Annotated in this window: 18 protein-coding genes; 9 read left to right on the forward strand and 9 right to left on the reverse strand. The window is 73.6% G+C overall.

Features of this window, described 5'->3' with window-relative positions:
- Positions 1-87: 87 nt before the first annotated feature.
- Complete coding sequence (locus ACF1G2_RS27175) at positions 88-1,224, forward strand: PLP-dependent cysteine synthase family protein (RefSeq protein WP_391800788.1); 1,137 nt, start codon at positions 88-90, stop codon at positions 1,222-1,224.
- Here ACF1G2_RS27175 and ACF1G2_RS27180 read toward each other — a convergent pair.
- Genes ACF1G2_RS27180 through ACF1G2_RS27190 form a run of 3 tightly spaced genes read right to left on the reverse strand, consistent with a single transcriptional unit; the run spans position 1,184 to position 3,095 of the window.
- On the reverse strand, positions 1,184-1,684 hold the full coding sequence (locus ACF1G2_RS27180; protein ID WP_391800789.1) for an SRPBCC family protein: 501 nt from the start codon (positions 1,682-1,684) through the stop codon (positions 1,184-1,186). The genes ACF1G2_RS27175 and ACF1G2_RS27180 overlap by 41 nt on opposite strands.
- A 56-nt stretch (positions 1,685-1,740) precedes the next feature.
- Complete coding sequence (locus ACF1G2_RS27185; protein WP_391800790.1) at positions 1,741-2,178, reverse strand: SRPBCC family protein; 438 nt, start codon at positions 2,176-2,178, stop codon at positions 1,741-1,743.
- Positions 2,175-3,095, reverse strand: a complete 921-nt coding sequence (locus ACF1G2_RS27190) for a DeoR/GlpR family DNA-binding transcription regulator (protein ID WP_391800791.1) — start codon at positions 3,093-3,095, stop codon at positions 2,175-2,177. Before ACF1G2_RS27190 ends, ACF1G2_RS27185 begins: the two co-directional genes overlap by 4 nt.
- A gap of 135 nt (positions 3,096-3,230) precedes the next feature.
- Here ACF1G2_RS27190 and ACF1G2_RS27195 point away from each other — a divergent pair, with 135 nt between their 5' ends.
- Entirely contained in the window at positions 3,231-5,714 is a 2,484-nt protein-coding gene (locus ACF1G2_RS27195) for a hypothetical protein (protein ID WP_391800792.1), read from the forward strand.
- Here the strand turns inward: ACF1G2_RS27195 and ACF1G2_RS27200 are convergent.
- The 4 genes from ACF1G2_RS27200 to ACF1G2_RS27215 all read right to left on the reverse strand — a co-directional run bounded on the left by ACF1G2_RS27200 (position 5,684) and on the right by ACF1G2_RS27215 (position 10,278).
- Entirely contained in the window at positions 5,684-8,098 is a 2,415-nt protein-coding gene (locus ACF1G2_RS27200) for a right-handed parallel beta-helix repeat-containing protein (RefSeq protein WP_391800793.1), read from the reverse strand. The two genes, ACF1G2_RS27195 and ACF1G2_RS27200, sit on opposite strands and share 31 nt — an antisense overlap.
- Positions 8,099-8,179: 81 nt before the next feature.
- Positions 8,180-8,788: a hypothetical protein gene (locus tag ACF1G2_RS27205; protein WP_391800794.1), complete on the reverse strand. Its 609-nt coding sequence runs from the start codon at positions 8,786-8,788 to the stop codon at positions 8,180-8,182.
- Between the two features lie 158 nt (positions 8,789-8,946).
- Positions 8,947-9,771, reverse strand: coding sequence for an MOSC domain-containing protein (locus ACF1G2_RS27210; protein WP_391800795.1), 825 nt, complete (start codon positions 9,769-9,771; stop codon positions 8,947-8,949).
- Between the two features lie 36 nt (positions 9,772-9,807).
- On the reverse strand, positions 9,808-10,278 hold the full coding sequence (locus tag ACF1G2_RS27215; protein WP_391800796.1) for a DUF6643 family protein: 471 nt from the start codon (positions 10,276-10,278) through the stop codon (positions 9,808-9,810).
- 259 nt (positions 10,279-10,537) lie between these two features.
- Between ACF1G2_RS27215 and ACF1G2_RS27220 the strand changes: the two genes are divergently transcribed.
- Entirely contained in the window at positions 10,538-11,869 is a 1,332-nt protein-coding gene (locus ACF1G2_RS27220; RefSeq protein ID WP_391800797.1) for a TerD family protein, read from the forward strand.
- A gap of 79 nt (positions 11,870-11,948) precedes the next feature.
- On the opposite strand, the gene ACF1G2_RS27225 is transcribed toward ACF1G2_RS27220, so the two are convergent.
- Complete coding sequence (locus ACF1G2_RS27225) at positions 11,949-13,262, reverse strand: glycosyltransferase (protein ID WP_391800798.1); 1,314 nt, start codon at positions 13,260-13,262, stop codon at positions 11,949-11,951.
- 58 nt (positions 13,263-13,320) lie between these two features.
- Between ACF1G2_RS27225 and ACF1G2_RS27230 the strand changes: the two genes are divergently transcribed.
- Positions 13,321-14,106, forward strand: a complete 786-nt coding sequence (locus ACF1G2_RS27230; RefSeq protein WP_391800799.1) for a glutamate racemase — start codon at positions 13,321-13,323, stop codon at positions 14,104-14,106.
- Positions 14,107-14,167: 61 nt separating this feature from the next.
- Complete coding sequence (locus ACF1G2_RS27235; RefSeq protein ID WP_391800800.1) at positions 14,168-14,755, forward strand: hypothetical protein; 588 nt, start codon at positions 14,168-14,170, stop codon at positions 14,753-14,755.
- Between the two features lie 17 nt (positions 14,756-14,772).
- On the opposite strand, the gene ACF1G2_RS27240 is transcribed toward ACF1G2_RS27235, so the two are convergent.
- Positions 14,773-15,864: an O-antigen ligase family protein gene (locus ACF1G2_RS27240; protein ID WP_391800801.1), complete on the reverse strand. Its 1,092-nt coding sequence runs from the start codon at positions 15,862-15,864 to the stop codon at positions 14,773-14,775.
- Between the two features lie 229 nt (positions 15,865-16,093).
- Here ACF1G2_RS27240 and lnt point away from each other — a divergent pair, with 229 nt between their 5' ends.
- The 4 genes from lnt to ACF1G2_RS27260 all read left to right on the forward strand — a co-directional run bounded on the left by lnt (position 16,094) and on the right by ACF1G2_RS27260 (position 21,183).
- Positions 16,094-17,695 (forward strand): apolipoprotein N-acyltransferase, encoded by a 1,602-nt coding sequence (gene lnt, locus ACF1G2_RS27245; RefSeq protein WP_391800802.1) that lies wholly within the window; start codon positions 16,094-16,096, stop codon positions 17,693-17,695.
- A gap of 137 nt (positions 17,696-17,832) precedes the next feature.
- The gene (locus ACF1G2_RS27250) at positions 17,833-18,315 is read left to right on the forward strand and encodes an NUDIX domain-containing protein (RefSeq protein ID WP_391800803.1); all 483 of its coding nucleotides are present in this window, start codon (positions 17,833-17,835) and stop codon (positions 18,313-18,315) included.
- A gap of 55 nt (positions 18,316-18,370) precedes the next feature.
- Positions 18,371-19,237 carry a 3-hydroxybutyrate dehydrogenase gene (locus ACF1G2_RS27255; protein WP_391800804.1) on the forward strand — a complete coding sequence of 289 codons (867 nt, stop codon included), beginning with the start codon at positions 18,371-18,373 and terminating at the stop codon, positions 19,235-19,237.
- Between the two features lie 53 nt (positions 19,238-19,290).
- Positions 19,291-21,183: a helix-turn-helix domain-containing protein gene (locus ACF1G2_RS27260; protein ID WP_391800805.1), complete on the forward strand. Its 1,893-nt coding sequence runs from the start codon at positions 19,291-19,293 to the stop codon at positions 21,181-21,183.
- Positions 21,184-21,236 lie beyond the last annotated feature (53 nt).

Here is a 21,236-nt window from a genome sequence, read left to right on the forward strand (position 1 = left end):
ATGGACCCCCAAAGTGAACGTTTGTGCAGGTGAGGGAGTTATCGTCGGCAGTGGGAGATCTGCTGGGCCGGACGAGGAGAAGCACCTGTGAGCACCACGGAGAAGACGGCGCGAGCCGCGGTCGCGGTCGCGACCGTCGACATCGACCACAGCGACCCGGCGTACCGCGCCTGGCTGAAAGAGGCGGTCCGGAAGGTCCAGGCCGACGCCAACCGCTCCGCCGACACCCACCTGCTGCGCTTCCCGCTGCCCGACTCGTGGGGCATCGACCTCTACCTCAAGGACGAGTCGACCCACCCCACGGGCAGCCTCAAGCACCGCCTCGCCCGCTCCCTCTTCCTCTACGGTCTGTGCAACGGCTGGATCCGGCCGGGCAAGCCCGTCATCGAGGCGTCCAGCGGCTCGACCGCCGTCTCCGAGGCGTACTTCGCCAAGCTGATCGGCGTGCCGTTCATCGCCGTGATGCCCCGCACGACGAGCGCCGAGAAGTGCCGGCTGATCGAGTTCCACGGCGGTCAGTGTCACTTCGTCGACGACTCGCGCACGATGTACGAGGAGTCCGCGGCCCTCGCCGAGCGGACCGGCGGGCACTACATGGACCAGTTCACGTACGCCGAGCGGGCCACCGACTGGCGCGGCAACAACAACATCGCCGAATCGATGTACCAGCAGCTGAGGATGGAGCGGTACCCCGAGCCCGCGTGGATCGTCGCCACGGCCGGCACCGGCGGCACGTCCGCGACCATCGCCCGGTACGTGCACTACATGCAGCACGACACCCGTATCTGTGTCGCCGACCCGGAGAACTCCTGCTTCTTCGACGGCTGGACGAAGAACGACCCCGACGCGACCTCCGACTGCGGATCGCGCATCGAGGGCATCGGCAGACCCCGGATGGAGCCCAGCTTCGTGCCCGGCGCCATCGACCGGATGATGAAGGTCCCGGACGCCGCCAGCGTGGCCGCCGTCCGCGCCCTGGAGGGAGCCATCGGCCGTAAGGCGGGCGGCTCCACCGGCACGGGCCTGTGGAGCGCGCTGAAGATCGTCGCCGAGATGGTCGAACAGGGCCGCACCGGCAGCGTCGTGACGCTGCTCTGCGACCCGGGCGACCGCTACCTCGACAAGTACTACTCCGACGCCTGGCTGGCCGAACAGGGCCTGGACATCGCGCCGTACGCCGCCGCTATCGACCGGTTCCTGGAGACGGGTGCCTGGCCGGAGTGAGCCGGAGGTCGAGGCGGCGCATCGCGTCGCGGAAGGACCTGCCCACGCCCGGGCGGGCCAGCCGCATCGCGAACAGGTACGGCGCCGTGCCGTCGGCCGCCATCGTCCAGCGGACCCGGGTACCCGAGCCGGCGGGGGAGAGGGCCCAGTCCTCCACCATGGCGGCGACGCCCGGTGCGTTGGTCTCGTCGATGCGGTACGCGTAGCGGGTGTCCGGATCGTGGGCGAGGATCGTCTCCTGGAACACGACCCCGCCCCGCAGCCGGACCGCGCGCCCCGCGCCGCCGCCGGTCGGGGCCGCGGAGGCGACCGCCCTGAACCAGGAGGGCATGGAGCCCAGTTCCACGGCGAGCGAGCGGAACACGGCGGAGGGCGGCGCCGCCAGCTCGGTCGTGAACACCAGCCGTACGGGCGCAGTCGAGGCGAAGTCGAGCTCCACGAGCCTGAGTCGGTGCGTCATGGACCGTCCCTCCCGGAGCGGAGATCTGAGGCCCGCACACCCTAGCTGACGTACCGTCAGTTGCCCAGCAGTCCGTCCAGCGCCCGGCCGAACACCCGGCGCCCGGCCGCCGCCAGTACGGGATCCAGCGCGCCGGGGAGTCCACGCAGGCGCAGCTCCTCCACCCACACGGCGCGGGCACCCCCGCCAGGGTTCTCGTACACCTCGATCGCCGCCCGGCCGAGCACCACACGCCCCCGCTTCTCCAGTCGGCACCGCCCCGGCCTGCCGGGCCCGGGCGGCTCCCAGGCCACGACCTCCATCGGGTCGTCGAAGGAGAGACGCCCGATGCCGGTACGGGCGACGAACCGCGTCCCCACCCCCGTCGGTCCGGGGGAGAGCACCCGGCTCCGAGTCAGCGGAACCAGCCGGCCGTGCGCCGCGAAGTCGGTGAGCCGCCGCCACGCCTCCTCCACCGGAAGCTCCGTCAGGCGCTCGACGCGGAAGTCGCTCACGTCCGCCCGCCCGCCGAGTTCCCGCCCGCCGAGCCTTCGGCGCGCCCGTCCCCGGCGTTCTCGCCGCGGTGGTCCCCGTCCTCGTGCTCGTCCGGGTCCTCACCGGCCACCATCAGGTCCGGCAGATGCTCCGCCATCTCCGCCCGGGTCTGCGCCGACAGGCCCGCGTCCGTCACCAGCGTGCCCACCTCGTCGAGCCGCGCGAACGAACTCAGCCCCACCGTCCCCCACTTCGTGTGGTCCGCGACCACCACCACCCGGCGGGCCGAGCGCATCAGACGCCGGTTCGTCTCCGCCTCCGCGAGATTGGGCGTCGAGAGCCCCGCCTCCACCGAGATGCCGTGCACCCCCAGGAACAGCACGTCGAAGTGGAGCGAGCCGATCGCCTGGTCGGCCACCGGCCCCACCAGAGCGTCCGACGGGGTCCGCACCCCACCGGTGAGCACCACCGTCGCCGTGCCCGGCCGTGCCGCCTCACCAGCCGCGCCGGTCGGCTGCGCGGTGTGGAAGACGTCGGCGACCCGGACCGAGTTGGTCACGACCGTCAGATCCGGCACGTCGAGCAGGTGCTGGGCCAGCGCGAACGTCGTCGTACCGCCCGAGAGAGCGATCGCCGAACCCGGCGCCACCATCCGCGCCGCCGTCCGGGCGATCTCCTCCTTCGCCCCCAGTTCGAGCGCCGACTTGGCCTCGAACCCCGGCTCGTGAGAACTGGTCTCGACCAACGGCACCGCACCGCCGTGCACCTTCTCGACCACACCCTGGCGGGCCAGCGCGTCCAGGTCCCGGCGGATCGTCATGTCCGAGACGTTGAGCCGCCGCGTCAGCTCATTGACGCGTACACCGCCGCGCCGCCGCACCTCGTCCAGAATGAGTGCGCGCCGCTGCTCAGCGAGAAGATTCTGATGGTCGCTCACCACAGGGGCCGGTCCTTCCGAAGGGAACTGGGGGATGGCGGGCGGATTCCGTGAGAGCCCGTGCCCGGCGCACGGCCTTCCGCGATCCTGGTTGCCTGCCGTCGAATCCTCCCACCCAGAGAGTGAGACACCGAAGTGCCCCCTGCCACTCCCGCCCCGAAGAGCGGTGGCGCGGCGCTCGAACTCCTCGTCCACGGGGTCGGCGGAGCCACGCCCCAGGACATGCTGGGCGATCCGCGTACGGTACGGGTGACCGGCGACACGACCGCCGCCGTGCACCGCCGCACCGACGACGCCGACGCAGAGGACCACCCCGAGCGCTACGCCGAACGGCCGGTCGCGGAGGCGTACGTCTGGTCCAACCTCACCTCCGGCAACGGCGCGCGTGCCCTGTGGCTGCTGCTCCTGCCGTTCATGGTCGCCAACCTCGCCCACTGGATGCGCCCGCCGGCGAAGGGCCACCCCCGGCTGGTGCGGGCGTACGGGATGCTGGTGCGGCTCGTGGCGCTCACCCTCACGGTGCTGCTCACGGCCGCCGCCTGCGAGGTCGCGCTCGATCTGACCGCCTGGCAGTGCGCGGGTTCTGCCGTCTGCGCGGAGGACCGCTCGTGGCTCGGCTTCCTCTCGGCCGAGCGGGGCGGCTGGTGGTCGCAGCCCGGCCGCAGGCTCGCGCTCGCCGCCGTGATCCCGGCCGCGCTGGTCGGACTGCTCTGGTACCTCTCCAACCGGACCTGGAGCGCGTACGAGGCCCAGCGCCCGCCCACCGGCTACGACGAGGACGCGTACCAGGACCCGGCCGAAGCGCCCGGGCCCGAGGCCGCGGCAGCCGGCACGGAGCCCCAGGACGCGGAAGCGGAGCCCGAGGACGCGGACGTCGAGCCCCAGGACGTGGACGCCGGCGCTCCCGCTCCCGAGGTCCGACCCGCCCTCGGCCGGCCCGGGTTCTGGTTCGGCCGGCGCCTCGTCGCCCGACTCCGTGCCGCGCACACCGCCGCCGGGTTCCTGACCGTCGCCGCCGCCGTCACCGGAGCCGCCGCCCGCCACGACCGCGAAACCACCGGCGTCCTGCTCGACGCCTTCGGCCGGTCCCTCCAGGCGGCCTACGTCGTCCTCGCCGCCGTCGTCCTCTGGGTGGTCTGCCGCCGGGGCCGCAGCGAGAAACGCCTCGATCTGCGCCTCGAACGGGCCCTGGTCTCCTGGCTCCCCTGCACGTCGTTACTGCTGCTCGCCCTCGCCTTCGTGCACGCCGGCTGGTCCCGGCCCGGCTGGCGCTCCAGCGGCACGCTGCCCGGCAACGCCACCTTCGGCGTTCTGACCCTCGCCCAGGGCGGACTGGTCGTGGCGCTGGGCGCGGTCGCCGTCCTCCTGCACCGCCGCCGCCACGATCCGCGCACCGCGCTGCACGGCCTCGGCGGCCCCGCGGTCGCCATGCTCGCCTGCGCGCTGGGCGGTGTGATGTCAGGCGGCGTCGCCCAGCGCGTCGCCGACTGGCTGGACGGCAAACCCACCCCCGGTATGGGCGCGGGCTCGACCGTCGCCCCGCCCGTGCTCCTCAGCTGGCAGGCGTCCGTCATCCCCGTCCTGCTCCTGCTGCTCCTCGCCCCCGTCGTCCTCCTGGTCCTACGGACCGCCCGCGCCGCCCGCCGCCTCGGACCCGTCGTCGAGGCCGACTACGGCACGCAGGACCCGGACCCGGTCCGTACCGGACGGATCGCCGCCACCCGTGCCACCGCCTCCCTCACCGACGCCGCCCCCGCGCTCGTCGGGACGGTGTCCGGCGCCACCCTGCTGCTCGGCGCGGGTTCCGTCGCGGGCGCGTGGGCCAGCGGCAACGTCCCCGGCCGGGCGTTCGACGGCGCCCACCCCGTGCTCGCCTCCACGGCCGCCACCGCCCAGGCCCTCGGCTCCTGGATGATCGGCTTCGGTTTCCTCCTCTTCGTCACCTGGGGCCGCCGCGCGTACAAGGACGCCTCCGCCCGCCGTACCATCGGAATCCTCTGGGACGTCGGCACCTTCTGGCCGCGCGCCGCTCACCCCTTCGCCCCACCCTGTTACGCCGAACGGGCCGTCCCCGACCTCACCTGGCGCATGAGCTCCTGGACCCGGCACACCGGCGGCCGGCTCGTCATCTCCGGCCACTCCCAGGGCAGCGTGCTCGCCGCGGCCGCCGTCTGGCAGCTGCCGCCCGCGACCCGGAGCCGCGTGGCGCTGCTGACGTACGGATCGCCGCTGGAACGGCTGTACGGACGCTGGTTCCCCGCATACTTCGGCCCCGGCCCGCTGCGCGCCCTGTACGGAACGATCCACTGCTGGAGCAACCTCTACCGGGCCACCGACCCCATAGGCGGGCCCGTACGAGTACCCGCCTCCGGGGAGAAACCGGCCGTCGACAACCCCCCGCTGCTCGACCCGGTCGCCTACGGCAGGACCCCTCAACACCCGCTGCCCGAACCGATTCTGGGGCACTCCGACTACCAGGCCGACCCCGTGTTCGCCGCGCAGCGCTCCCTCCTCCTCGATCGGTTGCCGCCGGCACTGCCACGCCAGCGCGGCGGCGAAGGGTGTAACGACGCGAACGAGCAGGCGGATCAGGGGAGTTCCGGCAGGTCCTCCGGATAGAGGAGCGTCAGGTCGTCCGTGCTCGCGTCGGCGAGCACGGCGACCCGGCCCGCGTGCCGCTCCACCATCGACTCGAACGTCTGCCGGGCCGTACGGCCGTTGCCGAACGCCGGTCCCTTCGGCAGCTCGGTGAAGTACTTCCGCAGAGCCTCGCCCGTGCCGTCGGCAAGCCGGTACTCGTGCTCGTCCGCCTGCTGCTCCACGATCCGCAGCAGCTCGTCCGGTACGTAGTCGCTGAAGGTGATGGTCCGTGAGAACCGGGACGCCACGCCGGGGTTGACCGTCAGGAAGCGTTCCATCTCCGCGGTGTACCCGGCGACGATGACCACCACCGCGTCCCGGTGGTCCTCCATCAGCTTCACCAGCGTGTCGATCGCCTCGCGCCCGAAGTCCCGCCCGGAGTCCTCCGGCGACAGCGCGTACGCCTCGTCGACGAAGAGCACGCCCCCGCGCGCCCGGTCGAAGGCCTCCTGCGTACGGATCGCGGTCGAGCCGATGTGCTCGCCGACCAGGTCGACCCGGGAGACCTCGACCAGATGACCCCGCTCAAGGACCCCGAGCGAGGCGAGGATCTCGCCGTACAGCCGGGCCACCGTCGTCTTGCCCGTGCCCGGATTGCCGGTGAAGACCAGATGGCGGCGGACCGAGGCCGCCTTCAGGCCGGCCTCCTGGCGTCTGCGCCCGACCTCGATCATGTTCGTGAGCGTCCGCACCTCGTGCTTGACGCTCTCCAGGCCCACCAGCGCGTCCAGTTCGCCGAGCACGTCCTGCGAGGAGCGTGCCCCGGGATCGGGTTCGGGCGCCGGCGCGACCGGCGGGACGACCGGCGAGCGCGGCGGGGGAACCGTGCCGAGCAGCCCCGACGACTGCGTCGCCGTCAGCACCGTGCCGGTGTCGGCGGCCGGAGGCGTACGCACCGCGCTCTCGTCGCTCGTGCAGTCCTCCGCGACCGGGCCGTCCTCCGGCAACTCGTACCCGCCGCGCGCGCACCGCTCCGTACGGCACGTGCGCAGGCTGGTGCGGCAGCCCTCCATCACATGGAAGCCGTAGCCGCCGCTCCCGGTCACCCGGCAGCCGTGGAAGGAGCCCCGCCCCTCCGCGGACACGTAGAACCCGGCCTCGGCGGGCGAGGTGACCGTGCACCGCTCGATCGTCGGGTCCGCGCCCTTGGTGACGATCACGCCGGTCTGCACGGAGTCGATCGTGCACCCCCCGAGCGTGCCGCCGCTGCCGTGGTCGCGGAACCAGGCGCCGGTCGACGCCTCGCGGATCCGGCAGTCGTCGAGCTGCGCCGTCGCGCCGTCGCTGACCGACACCGCCGTGTTCCGCACCTGCGACAGATCGCTGTCGACGACGTCCACGCGCGACCCGCGGTCGAGGACGAAGAGCGCGTCCGGCACGTCGTGCACCCGGCACGCGTCGAGGACGCCGGTCGCGCCGTCGCTGATCCAGACCGCCGGATAGTCGCCCGTACTGTCGTGGATCTCGCACTGGTTGGCGTCCACGCGCGTCCCCGGGTCCCACACCGAGAGCCCGTTGCGGCCGAAGCGGCGCACGGTCGAGCGGGTCAGCGTCAGCACCGAACGGGAACGCAGGTCGACCGCGTTCTCGGGAATGTCGTGGATGTCGCAGTCGGAGAGGGTGAGCACGGCATCCGTGTCGAGCGTGATGCCGTCGGCCGAGGTGCGGTGCACCGAGGAGTCGGTGAGGTGCGCGGTGGCGCGCGACGCGATCTGGAGGCCGGCGCCCTTGATCTCGTACACCTCGCAGCCGATGCCCTCCAGGCCGCTGCCCTCACCGGTCACGGAGATCCCCGCGCCGGAGGCGTGGTGGACCCGGCAGCGCTCCAGGCGCGGATGAGCGCCGCCGCGCACGGAGACCCCGGACTGACCCGCCGCGACGATCTCGCACTCCTCGAACACCCCGCCCGCGCCGTCGAGTACGGCGATGCCGACGCCCGCCGGGTTGTCGACCGTGCAGCGGCGGACCGTGGGACGGGCCGCGCCGCGGACCTCCAGGCCGGCGGCCGAGCGGGTCACGATCCGCAGATCGAGCAGCTCGGGTGTGCCGTCCTCGACCAGCAGCGCAGGCGCGGCGGAGTCCTGCCCCTCCACATGCAGATCCTGGACCGTCGCCGACGCCCGGACCGTCAGCGGTACGCCGTCCACGGGCGCGATCCGGACCGAACCGATCCCGCCCTCGGGACCCCGCAGGGTGACGGCACGTTGGATGACGAGGTTCTCCCGGTACGTGCCGGGGGCGACGGTGAGGACGTCGCCGTCGCCGGCCGCCTCCAGGGCCGCGGCGAGGGAGGCGTACTCGCCCGTGCGGCGTCGCCACCGCGATGTGCCGGTGTGCGTCACCTGGACCGTGCCCTGTGCCATGGGTGTGTTCTGCCCCCGCCTCATGCGTGCTGCTGATCCGATGCCCCACCGTAGCGCGCGCGGCGCCGCCGGGTTGACGGGTCAGCTGCCCGCGCCCGTACGGCCCCAGTCGGGACCGGCCTCGGCCCACGCGCGGTCGAGACGCCGGTACCGCCGGTGTGTGAGGCGGCGTACGACCAGTCTCCTCGCCGCCTCCACGAAGACCGCCGCCAGGGCCGCCGTGAGCAGACCGACGATGGTCGCGTGGGCGTGGGCGGTCTCGGGCCGCATCGGAGCGGTCACCGGCCGCCCGTCGAGATCGGTCCAGAGCCGGAAGGTGTCGCCCGGATCGGACAGTTCACGCCGGGTGGCCACCGTGCCCGTACGGGTCGTGCCGTCCGGGGCGCTCCAGGTCGCGACGACGGCGCGGCGGGCGGGCTGCTCGCCCGCGGACTCGGGACTCTGCGTGCCCGGGGCCGGAGCCTCGGCGAGCCGCACCACCCGGGCCGTCGTGACGGGCCGCTGCCGGGTCTGGGCCTGGACCGCGCGCTGGAGGGAGGCGTCGGTCCGGGTGCCGGAGATCCAGCCCGCGGCGGGGACGGCGAGCACGAGGAGCGCGACCGCGACGAGCGCGACCCAGGCCTCCACGAGGTCTGTGGTCCGGCGCAGGGGGTTGCGCCGCCAGCGCCAGACTCCGATGGCTGCCCGCATGCCACACCCCCTCGTCGTTCCCGGTCTCCCAACGAGTCTGCCCCCGGGGCGGGTTCCCCGCCCGCCGGGACGCGGAAGTGTGACGCGATCGCGCACGCGTACGGGTCGGTGACGCTGCGTGAGGGAGGTCGGCGGCGCGGGGTGCGGGGCGGGAGCGCTCAGTCGAGGAACTTGACCTCGTCGCCGACGCGGATCGTGCCGGGGTGTTCCGGGACGAGGTTCTGGCCGAAGATCAGCTTGCTTCCCTGCCTGCGGTGCTCCGCGAGCGTCCGCAGGGGCTCCTTGCCGCGCTCGCCGGTGAGCTGGTCGGTGGTGGTCACGACGCAGCGGCCGGAGGCCTTGGCCGCCCGGAACGTGACCTCGCCGATCGCCAGCCGGGTCCAGCCGTCCTCGGCCCACGGCGCCGTCCCCTCGATGACCACGTTCGGCCGGAAGCGGTTCATCGGCAGCGGACCCTCGTCGGCGTGATCCCCCTGGGCGATCAGCGAGTTGAGCGCGTCGAGCGAGGAGGTGGTGGTGGCGAGGAGCGGATAGCCGTCCGCGAAGCTCACCGTCTCGCCGGGCAGGGCGTGGTCCGGGTCGATCGGACGCCGGCTCGCCGGGTCGTCCATGTGGACGAGACGGACCTCCGTCTCCAGGAACGCGCTGAACCACGCGTCGGCCTCCGGCCCGGCCGGGACCGCCTCCACCGGAGTGTCGAAGACCTCCACGCGGATCGTGGAGGCCGGCCGTGGCACCTCGACCACCAGTGCGGCCAGCCCGGGCGCGGACACCGTGATGCCACCGCCGGGCAGCGGCTCGGCCGAGGCCAACGTCATCCGTGCGTGACGGCGTTGGGTCACGACCTTGCCGGACGCGTCCACGACGGTCCAGCGGCGGTCACCGGCCAGTCCCCATGGCTCGACCTCCGCCTCGGCGGGCGCGATGCCGCGCAGCGCCTTGACCGGGTGGATGTGGACGGAGCGCAGGCGAGGATTCGGCATGTGGCCATCCTGCCAGTCGCTCCGCGCACGCGTCTGTCAGTACCCCTGGCCCTGGTAGGGACGGTTGTAGGGGTCCTGGTACGGCGCGGGGGACGGGGCGGGCCGGGCGGCCGCCGGGCGCATCGCCTCGTACCCGGTGGACATCGGCCGCTGCGGCTGCGGCTGCTGCATCCCCGGGTAGCCGCGCGGTGCGGCGGGCTGCTGCGGGATGTACGGAGCGGGGGCGTGCTGCAGCGGCACGGGGGCCATCTGCGGCGCCGGCTGGGGGTAGCCGTACGAACCGCCGCCGCCGTAGGTGGGGGAGGGGCTGGGTGCCGCCGGAAGGGCGGGCAGAGCCGCGGGCAGGGCCGGCAGGTAGCTGTTGCCGGTGTCGTACGCGGCAGGCACTCGGATCGGGGCGATCTGAGGCGTGCCCCGCTCCGCGACCAGGGAGTCGTAGATCGGGGTGTCGGGGAACGACGGCGCGGTGTAGTAACCGCCTCCGTAGGTGGAGCGGGGGGAGGTCATGGCCATAAGTTAAGCCCACGATGTGCTGGTTGGGGAGACCGATAAGAGGGTTGTTTGACGGGTTCTGAGTGACTGTCGATCCACAATGCGAGCGAACGTGACAAAAACGGTCGCGCTCAGAAGGCCCGAAGGGTCGTCGATCTTGAAAAGGCGAGCTGGGGAGGGGGTTACCCACGGGTCGCCCCGACGGGTCGACGTGTCCGCCATTAGCTTGACGTAAAGAAATCTTGATACGCGGAAGCCGGGTCGGGGGGCGAGCATGTTCATGCTTAAAGGGGCCAATGTTCCGGTGTCGGCGCGCGGGGTGCGCGTGGAATTGGGCTGGCGTTCAGGGAACGGAGTGCCGGACGTGGACGCGTCGGCGCTACTCCTTGTGTCGGGGAAAGTGCGCTCCGACGCCGACTTCGTTTTCTACAACCAGCAGACGCATGCCTCAGGTGCGGTACGGCACGAAGGGAAGACCTCGGCGGCGGGCCCCGGCGGCCTCGTCACGGACGTGCTCGCCGTGGACCTGGACGCCGTGGAGCCGGAGGTCGAGCGGATCGTCGTCGCGGCCTCGGCGGACGGCGGCGACTTCGGAGGCGTCCCCGGACTGTTCGTCCGGTTGCTGGACGCGGACGGCGGGGCGGAGCTGGCCCGCTACGAGAGTACGGACGCGACCGTCGAGACCGCGTTCGTCCTCGGGGACCTCTACCGCCGCGACGGCGGCTGGAAGTTCCGGGCGGTGGGGCAGGGCTACGAATCCGGCCTCGCGGGCCTGGCCACGGACTACGGGATATCGGTCGACGAGCCGGAAAGCGTGGAACCCGCCGTCGCGGCACCGGCACCGGCACCGGCACCGGCACCGGCACCGGCACCGGCCGCGGTGGTCGTGGCGCCGGGCGCCGCGACTCCGACGGCGCCCGCACCCGTCGCCGCCGGGCAGCCGGTACGGCTCACCAAGGTCACCCTCACGAAGGACTCGCCGACGGTCTCCCTCACGAAGGGCACCGGCACGACCGGCGGCGTGATGCGGGTGAACCTCAACTGGGAGCTGCGCGCGGAGAGGACGGAAGACGCTCCCGCCCGGCGCTGGGGCCTCGGCCGCCGCCGGGCGGCGGGGGCGCCGGCCGCGGGCGGCCTCGATCTCGACCTGTGCGTGCTCTACGAGTTGGCGGACGGCCGGAAGGGCGTGGTGCAGGCGCTCGAAGGGTTCGGCGCGCTCCATGAGCCGCCGTACATCCAGCTCGACGCGGACGACCGCACGGGTGCCCGCGCCGAGGGCGAGAACCTCACCGTCAACCTCGACCACAAGGACCAGTTCCGCCGGCTCCTCTTCTTCGTCGTCATCTACCAGGGCGCGAGCGACTTCGGGGGCCTGCACGCGACCGTGACCCTCCAGCCGCACGAAGGCGCTCCCATCGAGTTCGCGCTCGACGAGTGCACTGTTCCCGCGCGGACGTGCGCCCTCGCGCTCATCACCCGGGAGGACGGCGACCTGGTCGTGCGGCGCGAGGCCCGGTTCCTGGTCAACGCGCCGGGGATCTCCATGCAGCAGACCGCGGACGAGGCCTACGGCTGGGGACTCACCTGGACCCCCGCCGTCAAGTGAGGCGGCTGCCTCCCGGGCGTCGCTGGTGAAGGCGTCCAGCTCCCGCGCGTGAGCGGCGGAGGCGTCCGCTCGCCGGGCGTCAGCGGTCGGGTGCCGCCTCGGGGCGGGCGTAGGTCCGCCCCTTCCAGGCGGCGCCCCGGCCCCGGTAGTGCTGCACCGCCGAGTCCACGGTCATGAAGAGGTAGAGCAGGGCGGTGAGGGGGAGCGTGGGCGCGAGCCAGAGGGGCTGCCGGTAGTAACGGAGCATGGGGAGGTACGTCCCCGTCATCACCGCCCACGCGATCCCGCCCGCCCAGCCTGCGGCCGCGTCCCCGCCGGACAGCCCGACCGCCAGCGCGACCGGGGGGACCAGATAGACGACGGCGAGCCCGACGACCGTTCCGGCGAGCACGAGGGGGTTGTGCCGGAGCTGGGCGTACGCGCTGCGCGAGACCATCCGCCAGAGGTCGGAGAGGTGCGGGTAGGGGCGGACGGAGTCCACCCGCTCGGCGAGCCCCAGCCAGATCCGGCCGCCTGCCCGCCGTACGGCACGGGCCAGGGACACGTCGTCGATCACGGCCTGCCGGATCGACTCGGGCACCCGCGCCCGCTCGGCCGCCCCGGTGCGCAGCAGCACACAGCCTCCGGCCGCGGCGGTGGCGCGCGGACGGTGACGGCGGTTGATCCAGCGGAACGGATAGAGCTGGGCGAAGAAGTAGACGAAGGCGGGCACGACGAGCCGCTCCCATGCGCTCGCGACCCGGAGCCTGGCCATCTGGGACACCAGATCCAGCTCGCACGCCAGCGCCGCCTCCACCAGTCGGCGCAGACTGTCCGGCTCGTGAGCGATGTCCGCGTCCGTCAGGAGCAGGAACTCCGGCCGGCACGGCCCGGCCGGAGGCCCCTCTTCCGTGCCGCCGGCCGCGGGGAGACCGGTGCCGTCGTCGCCGTGTTCCGTCCCCGGGGCCGCCGGGGCGGAGACGTCCGGATCATGGAGGTCCGGGCCGCGGGTGCGGGCCAGGGTGATGCCGTGGCGCAGGGCCCAGAGCTTGCCCGTCCAGCCCGGCTCCGGCTCGCCCGGGGACGTGACCGTCAGTGGCAGCCCGCCGTACCGCTGGGCCAGCTCCTCGGCCAGCTTCCCCGTCCCGTCCGTGCTGCCGTCGTCCACGAGCAGGATCTCCGCCTCGCCCGGATAGTCCTGCGCGAGGAGCGACGGCAGGCTCAGGGGGAGCACCTCCGCCTCGTCCCGCGCCGGTACGACGACGGCGACCCGAGGCCACGCCCCAGGCTCCACGCGCGCGTGGCCGGGCGGTGACGGCAGCCGCTGGTCGGTACGCCAGAAGAACCCCTGACCCAACAGCAGCCACCCCCAGGCGGCCAGCGAACCCATGGCGATCCAGGCAATGGCGCTCATTCGCCGCAGTCTGCCCCAGATCGGCGGGGACGCAAGGGTGGTCGGCTAGGGTGACCGGGTGAAGATCGCGCTCATGGACTCCGGAATCGGCCTGCTCCCGGCAGCGGCCGCGGTTCGCCGGCTGCGGCCGGACGCGGATCTGGTCCTCTCCAGCGACCCCGACGGGATGCCCTGGGGCCCCCGCACCCCCGAGGACCTCACCGAGCGTGCCCTGGCCGTCGCCCGCGCGGCCGCCGCCCTGGAGCCCGACGCGCTGATCGTCGGCTGCAACACCGCCACCGTGCACGCCCTCCCCGCCCTGCGCGCCGCGCTCGAGCCCCGTATCCCGGTCATCGGCACCGTGCCCGCGATCAAGCCCGCCGCCTCGGGTGGCGGCAAGGTCGCCATCTGGGCGACCCCGGCCACCACCGGGAGCCCGTACCAGCGCGGACTGATCCGCGACTTCGCCGACGGCGCCGAGGTCACCGAGGTGCCCTGCCCCGGCCTGGCCGACGCGGTGGAGCACGCGGACGCGGACGCCGTGCGGCGGGCCGTGGAGGCCGCCGCGAAGCTCACCCCGCGCGATGTCCGCGCCCTGGTCCTCGGGTGCACGCATTACGAACTCGTCGCCGAGCAGATCCGCGCGGCCGTGCAGTCCGCCGATCTGCCGCCGGTGGTTTTCCACGGCTCCGCAGGGGCAGTCGCAGCACAGGCGCTGCGTCGAATCGGTGCCGAGCCCAAGCCCGACGCGGCCCCGTCCGGCGGTCTGACGGTCCTGCTCAGCGGGCGGACCGGGGAACTGACGGCCGCCGCTCTGGAGTACGCCGAAGGGCGACTCCTGCGGGCCGCGGCCGCCGCCCGCTGACGGCGTCCGGGACGGCGCCGAAGAGGCGCCGTACGAGCGGATCGTGAGTAGGCTGCGACCCATGAGGGACGATTCCCGACATCCACGGCATCCCCGACACCACCGGCACCCGGACACGGGTGCCCCGGTACCGGAGGTGTGGATCGGCCGCGCCACCAACCGCATGCAGTGGGTCGCGGCCGTCGCAGGCGCCGCCTGCATGGCCCTGGGCATCACCATCGCGGTCGACTCGGCGTGGACCTCCGGCATCGCCGCGCTGCTCATGGCTGTGATCGGCTGTGTGGCGGCGGGGCTGCTGGTGCTCTTCGGCACGCTCGCCTTCGTCCATGTCGAGGTGAAGGTGGACGACGAGGCCATGGTGGTCCGCTGCGGCCACATCGGCGTACCGCGGTGTCGCATCCTCCTCGCCCAGGTGGTCGGCGCCGACTACATCCCGAGAGTCACCCCGCACGAGTGGGGCGGCTGGGGGTACCGCTGGCGGCCCGAGAAGGGCAAGGGGGTCATCGTCCGCCGCGGCGAGGCCCTGATCCTCCGGATGGCGGACGGCCGTACGTTCACGGTGACCGTCGACGACGCCGAGTTCGGCGTACGCGTCATCCGCGACCGGCTCCTCCACCCCGGGGCGCCGACGGAGCCGACGAGCGCCTGAGGCGGGCCCACCGGACGTCAGTCCCTCCGTTCCGCCGGGTCTCCGCCTGCCGCCGGGTCCGCCGTCGGATACGCCGCTGCTAGAGCCTGGGCCGGGGTGGCGCGCGCCGCTGCGAGACCCGCGAGGAGCCCCGCGCCCGCCGTCACCGGTGTGAAGCTCAGCGCGTTGCCGACCGTGGCCACCGCGGCGAGCGCGGCCAGGCCGGCACCCGCCGTGAGCACGATCGCCGTCGTGCGGGGCGAGGACCACAGGCCCCAGAGCAGCCAGCCGTACGCCGCCCCCAGGAGGACGACCCCGGGCACCCCCTGCTCGGCCGCCTGCTGGAGCACGGCCGAGTGGGGCTTGCCGTCGGAGGAGAACGTCTCCCGCGCCGTGGGGCTCAGCGCGCCGAACCGGTCGGGGCCGACCCCCAGGACGGGGTTCTCCTCCGCGAGCGCGACCGCGTCCTCCCACAAGTGGACCCGGTGCGGGGTCAGCTGCCCCTCCAGCGAGACCGCGAGCCCCTCGGGCAGCCTCTCCTCCGCCACGGCCCACGTGGCGCCCACGGCCAGACCGGTCGCCAGGGCGAGCCCCGCGAGCCCCAGGAGCCGGCGCCGCATCCATACCGCCGCGAGCGAGCAGAGCAGGACGCCGATCGCGGCCACGAAACCGGCCACGGAACCCAGCACCAGCGCCGACCCCGCAACGGCCAGGGTGAGGGCCCTGAGCGCGAGCCGGCCGGGGCCGGGCCGGGCCGCCGAGGCCGCGCAGCAGGCCGCGCCGGCGGCGAGCACGAGCAGGGCCACGGTCGCTCCCGTGTCTCCGGGGCGTACGGAGCCGGAGGGCGTGGCGCCCGGGACACCGGGCCCGGAGGCCAGCGCGAGGCCGAGGGCGGCGAGGGACGCCACCGCGGCGGCGGAGACCGGAAGCAGCGTGCCGGAGATCCGCCCGCAGGCGTACCCGGCACTGAGCGCCAGGACGGCGAGCAGCACGCCCTCGGGGCGCGCGTCCCGCCCCGTGGCGCTGACCAGCGACCAGAGCACGCAGGCGCCGAGGACCAGAACTCCGGCCACGTCCGCGGCGCGGCCGCGCTCGCGCACGACGGCCACCTGAGCCGCAGTTGCAGCCATCCCCCTGGACCCCCGCTTCGTCTGGCGGACACGCTAACGGCGGGGCGGCGATTTGGGGAGCACATGCGCAGAAACGTTGCGGCAGAAGTGAAGAACACGTGAGGGCCGCAGGCGCGGGCGTGGATGGCGGAGGAGCCCCACGGACGCCCCGCCCCGCCGTACGGGCCGCGCCGCCCGGGCCTCCGCCCGGCATGCTGGGGGCGTGGGCGCGCGCCGTAGACTCCGCAACGTGAGCACCACCATGACGCCCGTCGACGCCTCCGGCCCCGCCGCCACTCCCGAGCCCGGCCCCGCCCGGCTGCGACGCCTGGTGCGGCCCGGCGCCGCCGTGCTGGCCGGAGTTCTGCTCTTCCTGAGCTTCCCGCCCCGCCCGCTGTGGTGGCTCGCGCTGCCGGGCTTCGCCCTCCTCGGCTGGACCCTGCGCGACCGCCGGGCGCGCGCCGGCTTCGGCCTCGGCTACCTCGCCGGGCTCGGCTTCCTGCTGCCGCTGCTGATCTGGACCGGAGCCGAGGTCGGCCGGTTCCCGTGGATCGCCCTGTCGGCCGTCGAGGCGCTGTTCATCGCCGCGGCCGGACTCGGGATCGCGGCCGTCTCCCGGCTGCCCGCGTGGCCGGTGTTCGCCGCGGCGGTGTGGATCCTCGCCGAGGCGGCACGCGCGCGTGTCCCGTTCGGCGGCTTCCCGTGGGGCAAGATCGCCTTCGGTCAGGCCGACGGCGTCTTCCTGCCCCTCGCCGCGGTCGGCGGCACCCCGGTGCTCGGCTTCGCCATCGCCCTCTGCGGCTTCGGACTGTACGAGGTGATCCGCCAGGTCCGCGCCTACCGCGCGACCGGCACCGTCCCGCGCGGCCCGCTCGCCGCGGCGGCCCTCACCGTCCTCGTCCCGGTCACCGGCGCCCTCGCCGCCCTGCCGCTCGTCGACGACTCCGCCGAGGACGGCACGGCGACCGTCGCCGCCGTCCAGGGGAACGTGCCGCGTCTCGGACTCGACTTCAACGCGCAGCGGCGGGCGGTCCTCGACAACCACGTCGCCCGTACGGAAGAGCTGGCCGAGGCGGTGAAGCAGAAGAAGGAGCCGCAGCCGGACTTCGTCCTGTGGCCGGAGAACTCCTCGGACATCGACCCGTACGCGAACCCGGACGCCGCGGACGCCATCGACCGGGCCGTGAGGAAGATCGGCGTGCCCACCGTGATCGGCGCCGTCGTCGCTCCTCCGACGGGCAAGCTGCGCAACACCCTCATCGAGTGGGACCCGCAGAAGGGCCCCGTCACGACCTACGACAAGCGGCACGTCCAGCCGTTCGGCGAGTACATCCCGATGCGGTCCTTCGTACGGATCTTCAACAGCAACGTGGACCGTGTCAGCCGCGACTTCGGCCCCGGTGACAAGATCGGCGTCTTCGACCTCGCCGGTACGAAGGTCGGCCTCGCCACCTGCTACGAGGCGGCCTTCGACTGGGCCGTGCGCGACACCGTCACCCATGGCGCCCAGCTGATCTCCGTCCCCAGCAACAACGCCACCTTCGGCCGCAGCGAGATGACGTACCAGCAGCTCGCCATGTCGCGGGTCCGCGCGGTCGAGCACAGCCGCGCCGTGGTCGTGCCGGTGACCAGCGGGGTCAGCGCGATCATCGCGCCGGACGGCCGGATCGTGGAGCAGACGCGGATGTTCACCCCGGACGTCCTCGTCGAGAAGGTGCCGCTGCGCTCCTCCCTCACCCCCGCGACGCGTATGGGCACGCTGCCCGAGGCGCTCCTGGTGGCCGTGGCGGCCGCGGGGCTGGGCTGGTCGCTGCTGCGTGCGGTCCGCGCCCGCCGGAGCCGGGAAGCCTGAGTCTGCCGCTCCGGGAGCCGCGACGCCCGGGTCAGGCGGCCCCGGAACGGCGAAGCCTTGGTTCGCCGGGCCGCGACCGCGACGACCCGACGCCTGCGACCGTCGGAGCTTGATCCACAGGGACATAGGGTCGGGGCATGGGCACACCTGACTTCATCCGCGAACTCCGGGTCGACATCGGCCACCGGCTGCTCTTCCTCCCGGGCGCGAGTGCCGTCGTCTTCGACGACCGGGGCCGGGTGCTGCTCGGCAGACGCGCCGACAACGGCCTCTGGTCCGTCATCGGCGGCATCGTGGAACCGGGAGAGCAGCCGGCCGCCTGTGCCGTGCGCGAGGTGTACGAGGAGACCGGCGTCCGCTGCGAGGTCGAGCGCGTCGTGATCGTCCAGACGCTGCGGAGGCCCGTCGTCTACCCCAACGGCGACCGGTGCCAGTTCATGGACGTCTCCTTCCGCTGCCGCGCCGTCGGCGGCGAGGCACGGGTCAACGACGAGGAGTCGACCGAGGTCGCCTGGTTCGACGTGAACGACCTGCCCCCGATGAAGCGGTTCGCGCACTTCCGGATCGAACAGGCACTCCTCGACGAACCCACATGGTTCGACCCCATGCCCAGCAGCTGAAGTGTGGGTTCGGAACACATCGGTTGAGGGTGAGGCGCTTCATAAGGTGCGGAGCATGAGCGCCCCCACCACATCAGGGCCCGTACCGGCGCAGGTACCGGCACCACCCGTCCAGGCTCCTGCGCAGGGCCCCGCAGCGGTCCCCGCGCCCGGCTCCGTGCTGCTCGACCTCGCCGGCCGCACGGCGCTCGTCACCGGCGCCGCCGGAGGCATCGGCCGGGCCTGCGCGCTCCGGCTCGCGGCGGCGGGGGCCCGGGTCAGAGCCGTCGACCGGGCCGCCGAAGGGCTGGAGGAGCTCGCCGCGGCGGCCGACGGACTCCCGGGCGCGGTCGAACCGCAGACCCTGGACCTGACGGACCTCGACGCAGCCGAACAGGCGGCCGCCGGCACCGACATCCTCGTCAACAACGCCGGGATCCAGCTCGTCCGCCCCATCGAGGAGTTCCCGCCGGACGTCTTCCACACCGTCCTGACCGTGATGCTGGAGGCGCCCTTCCGGCTGATCAGGGGCGCCCTGCCGCACATGTACGCCCAGGGCTGGGGCCGGATCGTGAACCTCTCCTCCGTCCACGGACTGCGCGCCTCCGCCTTCAAGTCCGCGTACGTGGCCGCCAAGCACGGCCTCGAAGGGCTCTCCAAGACCGCCGCCCTCGAGGGCGCCCCGCACGGAGTCACCTCCAACTGCGTCAACCCCGGCTATGTGCGTACCCCTCTCGTCGAGCGCCAGATCACCGACCAGGCCACCGCTCACGGCATCCCCGCCGAGCGGGTCCTGGCCGAGGTCCTCCTCAAGGACTCCGCACTCAAGCGGCTGATCGAGCCGGAGGAGGTCGCGGAGGCGGTGCTCTACCTCTGCACCCCGCAGGCCTCCTTCATCACCGGCACGTCCCTGGCCCTCGACGGCGGCTGGACCGCGCACTGACGGTTTTCCACAGGGGTGGTGCTCCCACCCGTTCGGCAGGTATCCCTGTGTCCATGTCCCAAGAACAGGTCTCCTACCTGGAGCTCCTCGCACGAGGCGCCGCGGCGGAGGCGTACGACCGGCCCGTGCTGCTCGCCCGTGCGAGCGGCGCGGGCCCGGAGGCGCTGGCCGAACTGGAGCGGGCCAAGCAGCACGCCCTGCGCGTCCGCGCCGAGCTGGAGGGGCGGCGGCGGCGCGAGGCGGAGCTCTCCGCCCTCTTCGAGACCGCCCACGACCTCGCGGGACTGCGCGACCTCGACGCGGTGCTCCGGGCCATCGTCCAGCGTGCCCGCTCCCTCCTCGGCACCGAGGTCGCCTACCTCAGCCTCAACGACCCGAGCGCGGGGGACACGTACATGCGCGTCACCGAGGGCTCGGTCTCGGCGCGCTTCCAGCAGGTCCGGCTCGGCATGGGCGAGGGGCTCGGCGGTCTCGTCGCCCAGACCGCCAGGCCGTACGTCACCGAGAACTACTTCGACGACCCCCGCTTCCAGCACACCGCCACCATCGACTCCGCCGTGCGCGACGAGGGCCTCGTCGCCATCCTCGGCGTGCCGCTCAGCCTCGGCAGCCAGGTGATCGGCGTCCTGTTCGCCGCGGACCGGCGCGCCCGGGTCTTCGAGCGGGAACAGGTCGCGCTGCTGGCCTCCCTCGCCGCACACGCCGCCGTCGCCATCGACACCGCGAACCTGCTCGCCGAGACGCGCTCGGCGCTCGCGGAGCTGGAGCGGGCCAACGACATCATCCGGGAGCACAGCGGCGTCATCGAGCGGGCGTCCGACGTCCACGACCGGCTCACCGAACTGGTCCTGCACGGCGGCGGCGTCCACGACGTGGCGGAGGCCGTCTCCGAAGTCCTCGGAGGGAGAGTCGAGTTCGTCGACAGCGGCCTCGAAGCGGGCCGGCTCGCCGACGGCCATGCCCTGCGTGACGGCGACCGCTGGGTGGCGGCCGTCTCGGCCGGCGGCGAATCCTTCGGCGCCCTCGTCCTGCACGGGCAGCCCGACCTCGACCCCGTCGACCAGCGCACCCTGGAACGCGCCGCCCTGGTGACCTCGCTCCTGCTGCTCGCCCGCCGCTCGGCGGGCGAGGCCGAACAGCGCGTACGGGGCGAGCTGCTCGACGACCTCCTCGACGCCCCCGACCGCGACCGCGGACTGCTGCGCGAGCGCGCCGCCCGACTCCGTACCGACGTCGACGCGCCCCATGTCGTCCTCGCCGCCCGGATGGACCGCGGCGGGACCGGGGGAGAGACGGACCACGCCGGCGTGCGGGAGAGCGCCGACCGGCAGCGCCTGTGGTCGGCGGCCTCGCACCTGGCCGCCACCCGGCAGGGCCTGGCCTCCGCCCGCGACGGCGGAACGGTCCTGCTGCTGCCCCTCGGCCCCGGTGAGGACGCCGCCGAGGTGGCCCGGCAGACCGCCAAGCACCTCGGTGGCGCTCTGCGCGAGCCCGTCACCGTGGGCGCCTCCGCCCCCGTGACCTCCCCCCTCGCCCAGCCCGGCCAGGTGGCCACCGCGTACGAGGAGGCCCGCCGCTGCCTGGACGCCCTGCGCCTGCTGCACCGCTCGGGCGAGGGCGCAGCGGCCGAGGACCTGGGCTTCCTCGGCCTGCTCCTCGCCGACACCCGGGACATCGAGGGCTTCGTCGACCGCACGATCGGCCAGGTCGTGGCGTACGACCGCCGCCGCGGCACGGACCTGGTGCGCACGATGGACGCGTACTTCGCGAGCGGGATGAGCCCGGCGCGTACGAAGGACGACCTCCACGTCCACGTGAACACCGTGGCGCAGCGCATCGAGCGGATCGGCCGCCTCCTCGGCACCGACTGGCAGTCCCCGTCCCGCGCTCTGGAGATCCAGCTGGCGCTGCGGCTCCACGCGATGTCGGCGGCGGTCGCCCGCTGAACACGCCGAAGGCGCCGGCCCCTTCCGGGACCGGCGCCTTCGGCGTGTGGTGC

It is taken from the genome of Streptomyces sp. NPDC013457 (assembly GCF_043089925.1).
Taxonomy (GTDB): domain Bacteria; phylum Actinomycetota; class Actinomycetes; order Streptomycetales; family Streptomycetaceae; genus Streptomyces.

Bases quoted from the DNA above. Each gene is read 5' to 3' on its own strand.
- ACF1G2_RS27180 (WP_391800789.1), bottom strand. From the start codon at position 1,684: ATGACGCACCGACTCAGGCTCGTGGAGCTCGACTTCGCCTCGACTGCG.
- ACF1G2_RS27200 (WP_391800793.1), bottom strand. From the start codon at position 8,098: ATGGCACAGGGCACGGTCCAGGTGACGCACACCGGCACATCGCGGTGG.
- ACF1G2_RS27205 (WP_391800794.1), bottom strand. From the start codon at position 8,788: ATGCGGGCAGCCATCGGAGTCTGGCGCTGGCGGCGCAACCCCCTGCGC.
- ACF1G2_RS27210 (WP_391800795.1), bottom strand. From the start codon at position 9,771: ATGCCGAATCCTCGCCTGCGCTCCGTCCACATCCACCCGGTCAAGGCG.
- ACF1G2_RS27215 (WP_391800796.1), bottom strand. From the start codon at position 10,278: ATGACCTCCCCCCGCTCCACCTACGGAGGCGGTTACTACACCGCGCCG.
- ACF1G2_RS27220 (WP_391800797.1), top strand. From the start codon at position 10,538: ATGTTCATGCTTAAAGGGGCCAATGTTCCGGTGTCGGCGCGCGGGGTG.
- ACF1G2_RS27225 (WP_391800798.1), bottom strand. From the start codon at position 13,262: ATGAGCGCCATTGCCTGGATCGCCATGGGTTCGCTGGCCGCCTGGGGG.
- ACF1G2_RS27235 (WP_391800800.1), top strand. From the start codon at position 14,168: ATGAGGGACGATTCCCGACATCCACGGCATCCCCGACACCACCGGCAC.
- ACF1G2_RS27240 (WP_391800801.1), bottom strand. From the start codon at position 15,864: ATGGCTGCAACTGCGGCTCAGGTGGCCGTCGTGCGCGAGCGCGGCCGC.
- ACF1G2_RS27250 (WP_391800803.1), top strand. From the start codon at position 17,833: ATGGGCACACCTGACTTCATCCGCGAACTCCGGGTCGACATCGGCCAC.
- ACF1G2_RS27255 (WP_391800804.1), top strand. From the start codon at position 18,371: ATGAGCGCCCCCACCACATCAGGGCCCGTACCGGCGCAGGTACCGGCA.
- ACF1G2_RS27260 (WP_391800805.1), top strand. From the start codon at position 19,291: ATGTCCCAAGAACAGGTCTCCTACCTGGAGCTCCTCGCACGAGGCGCC.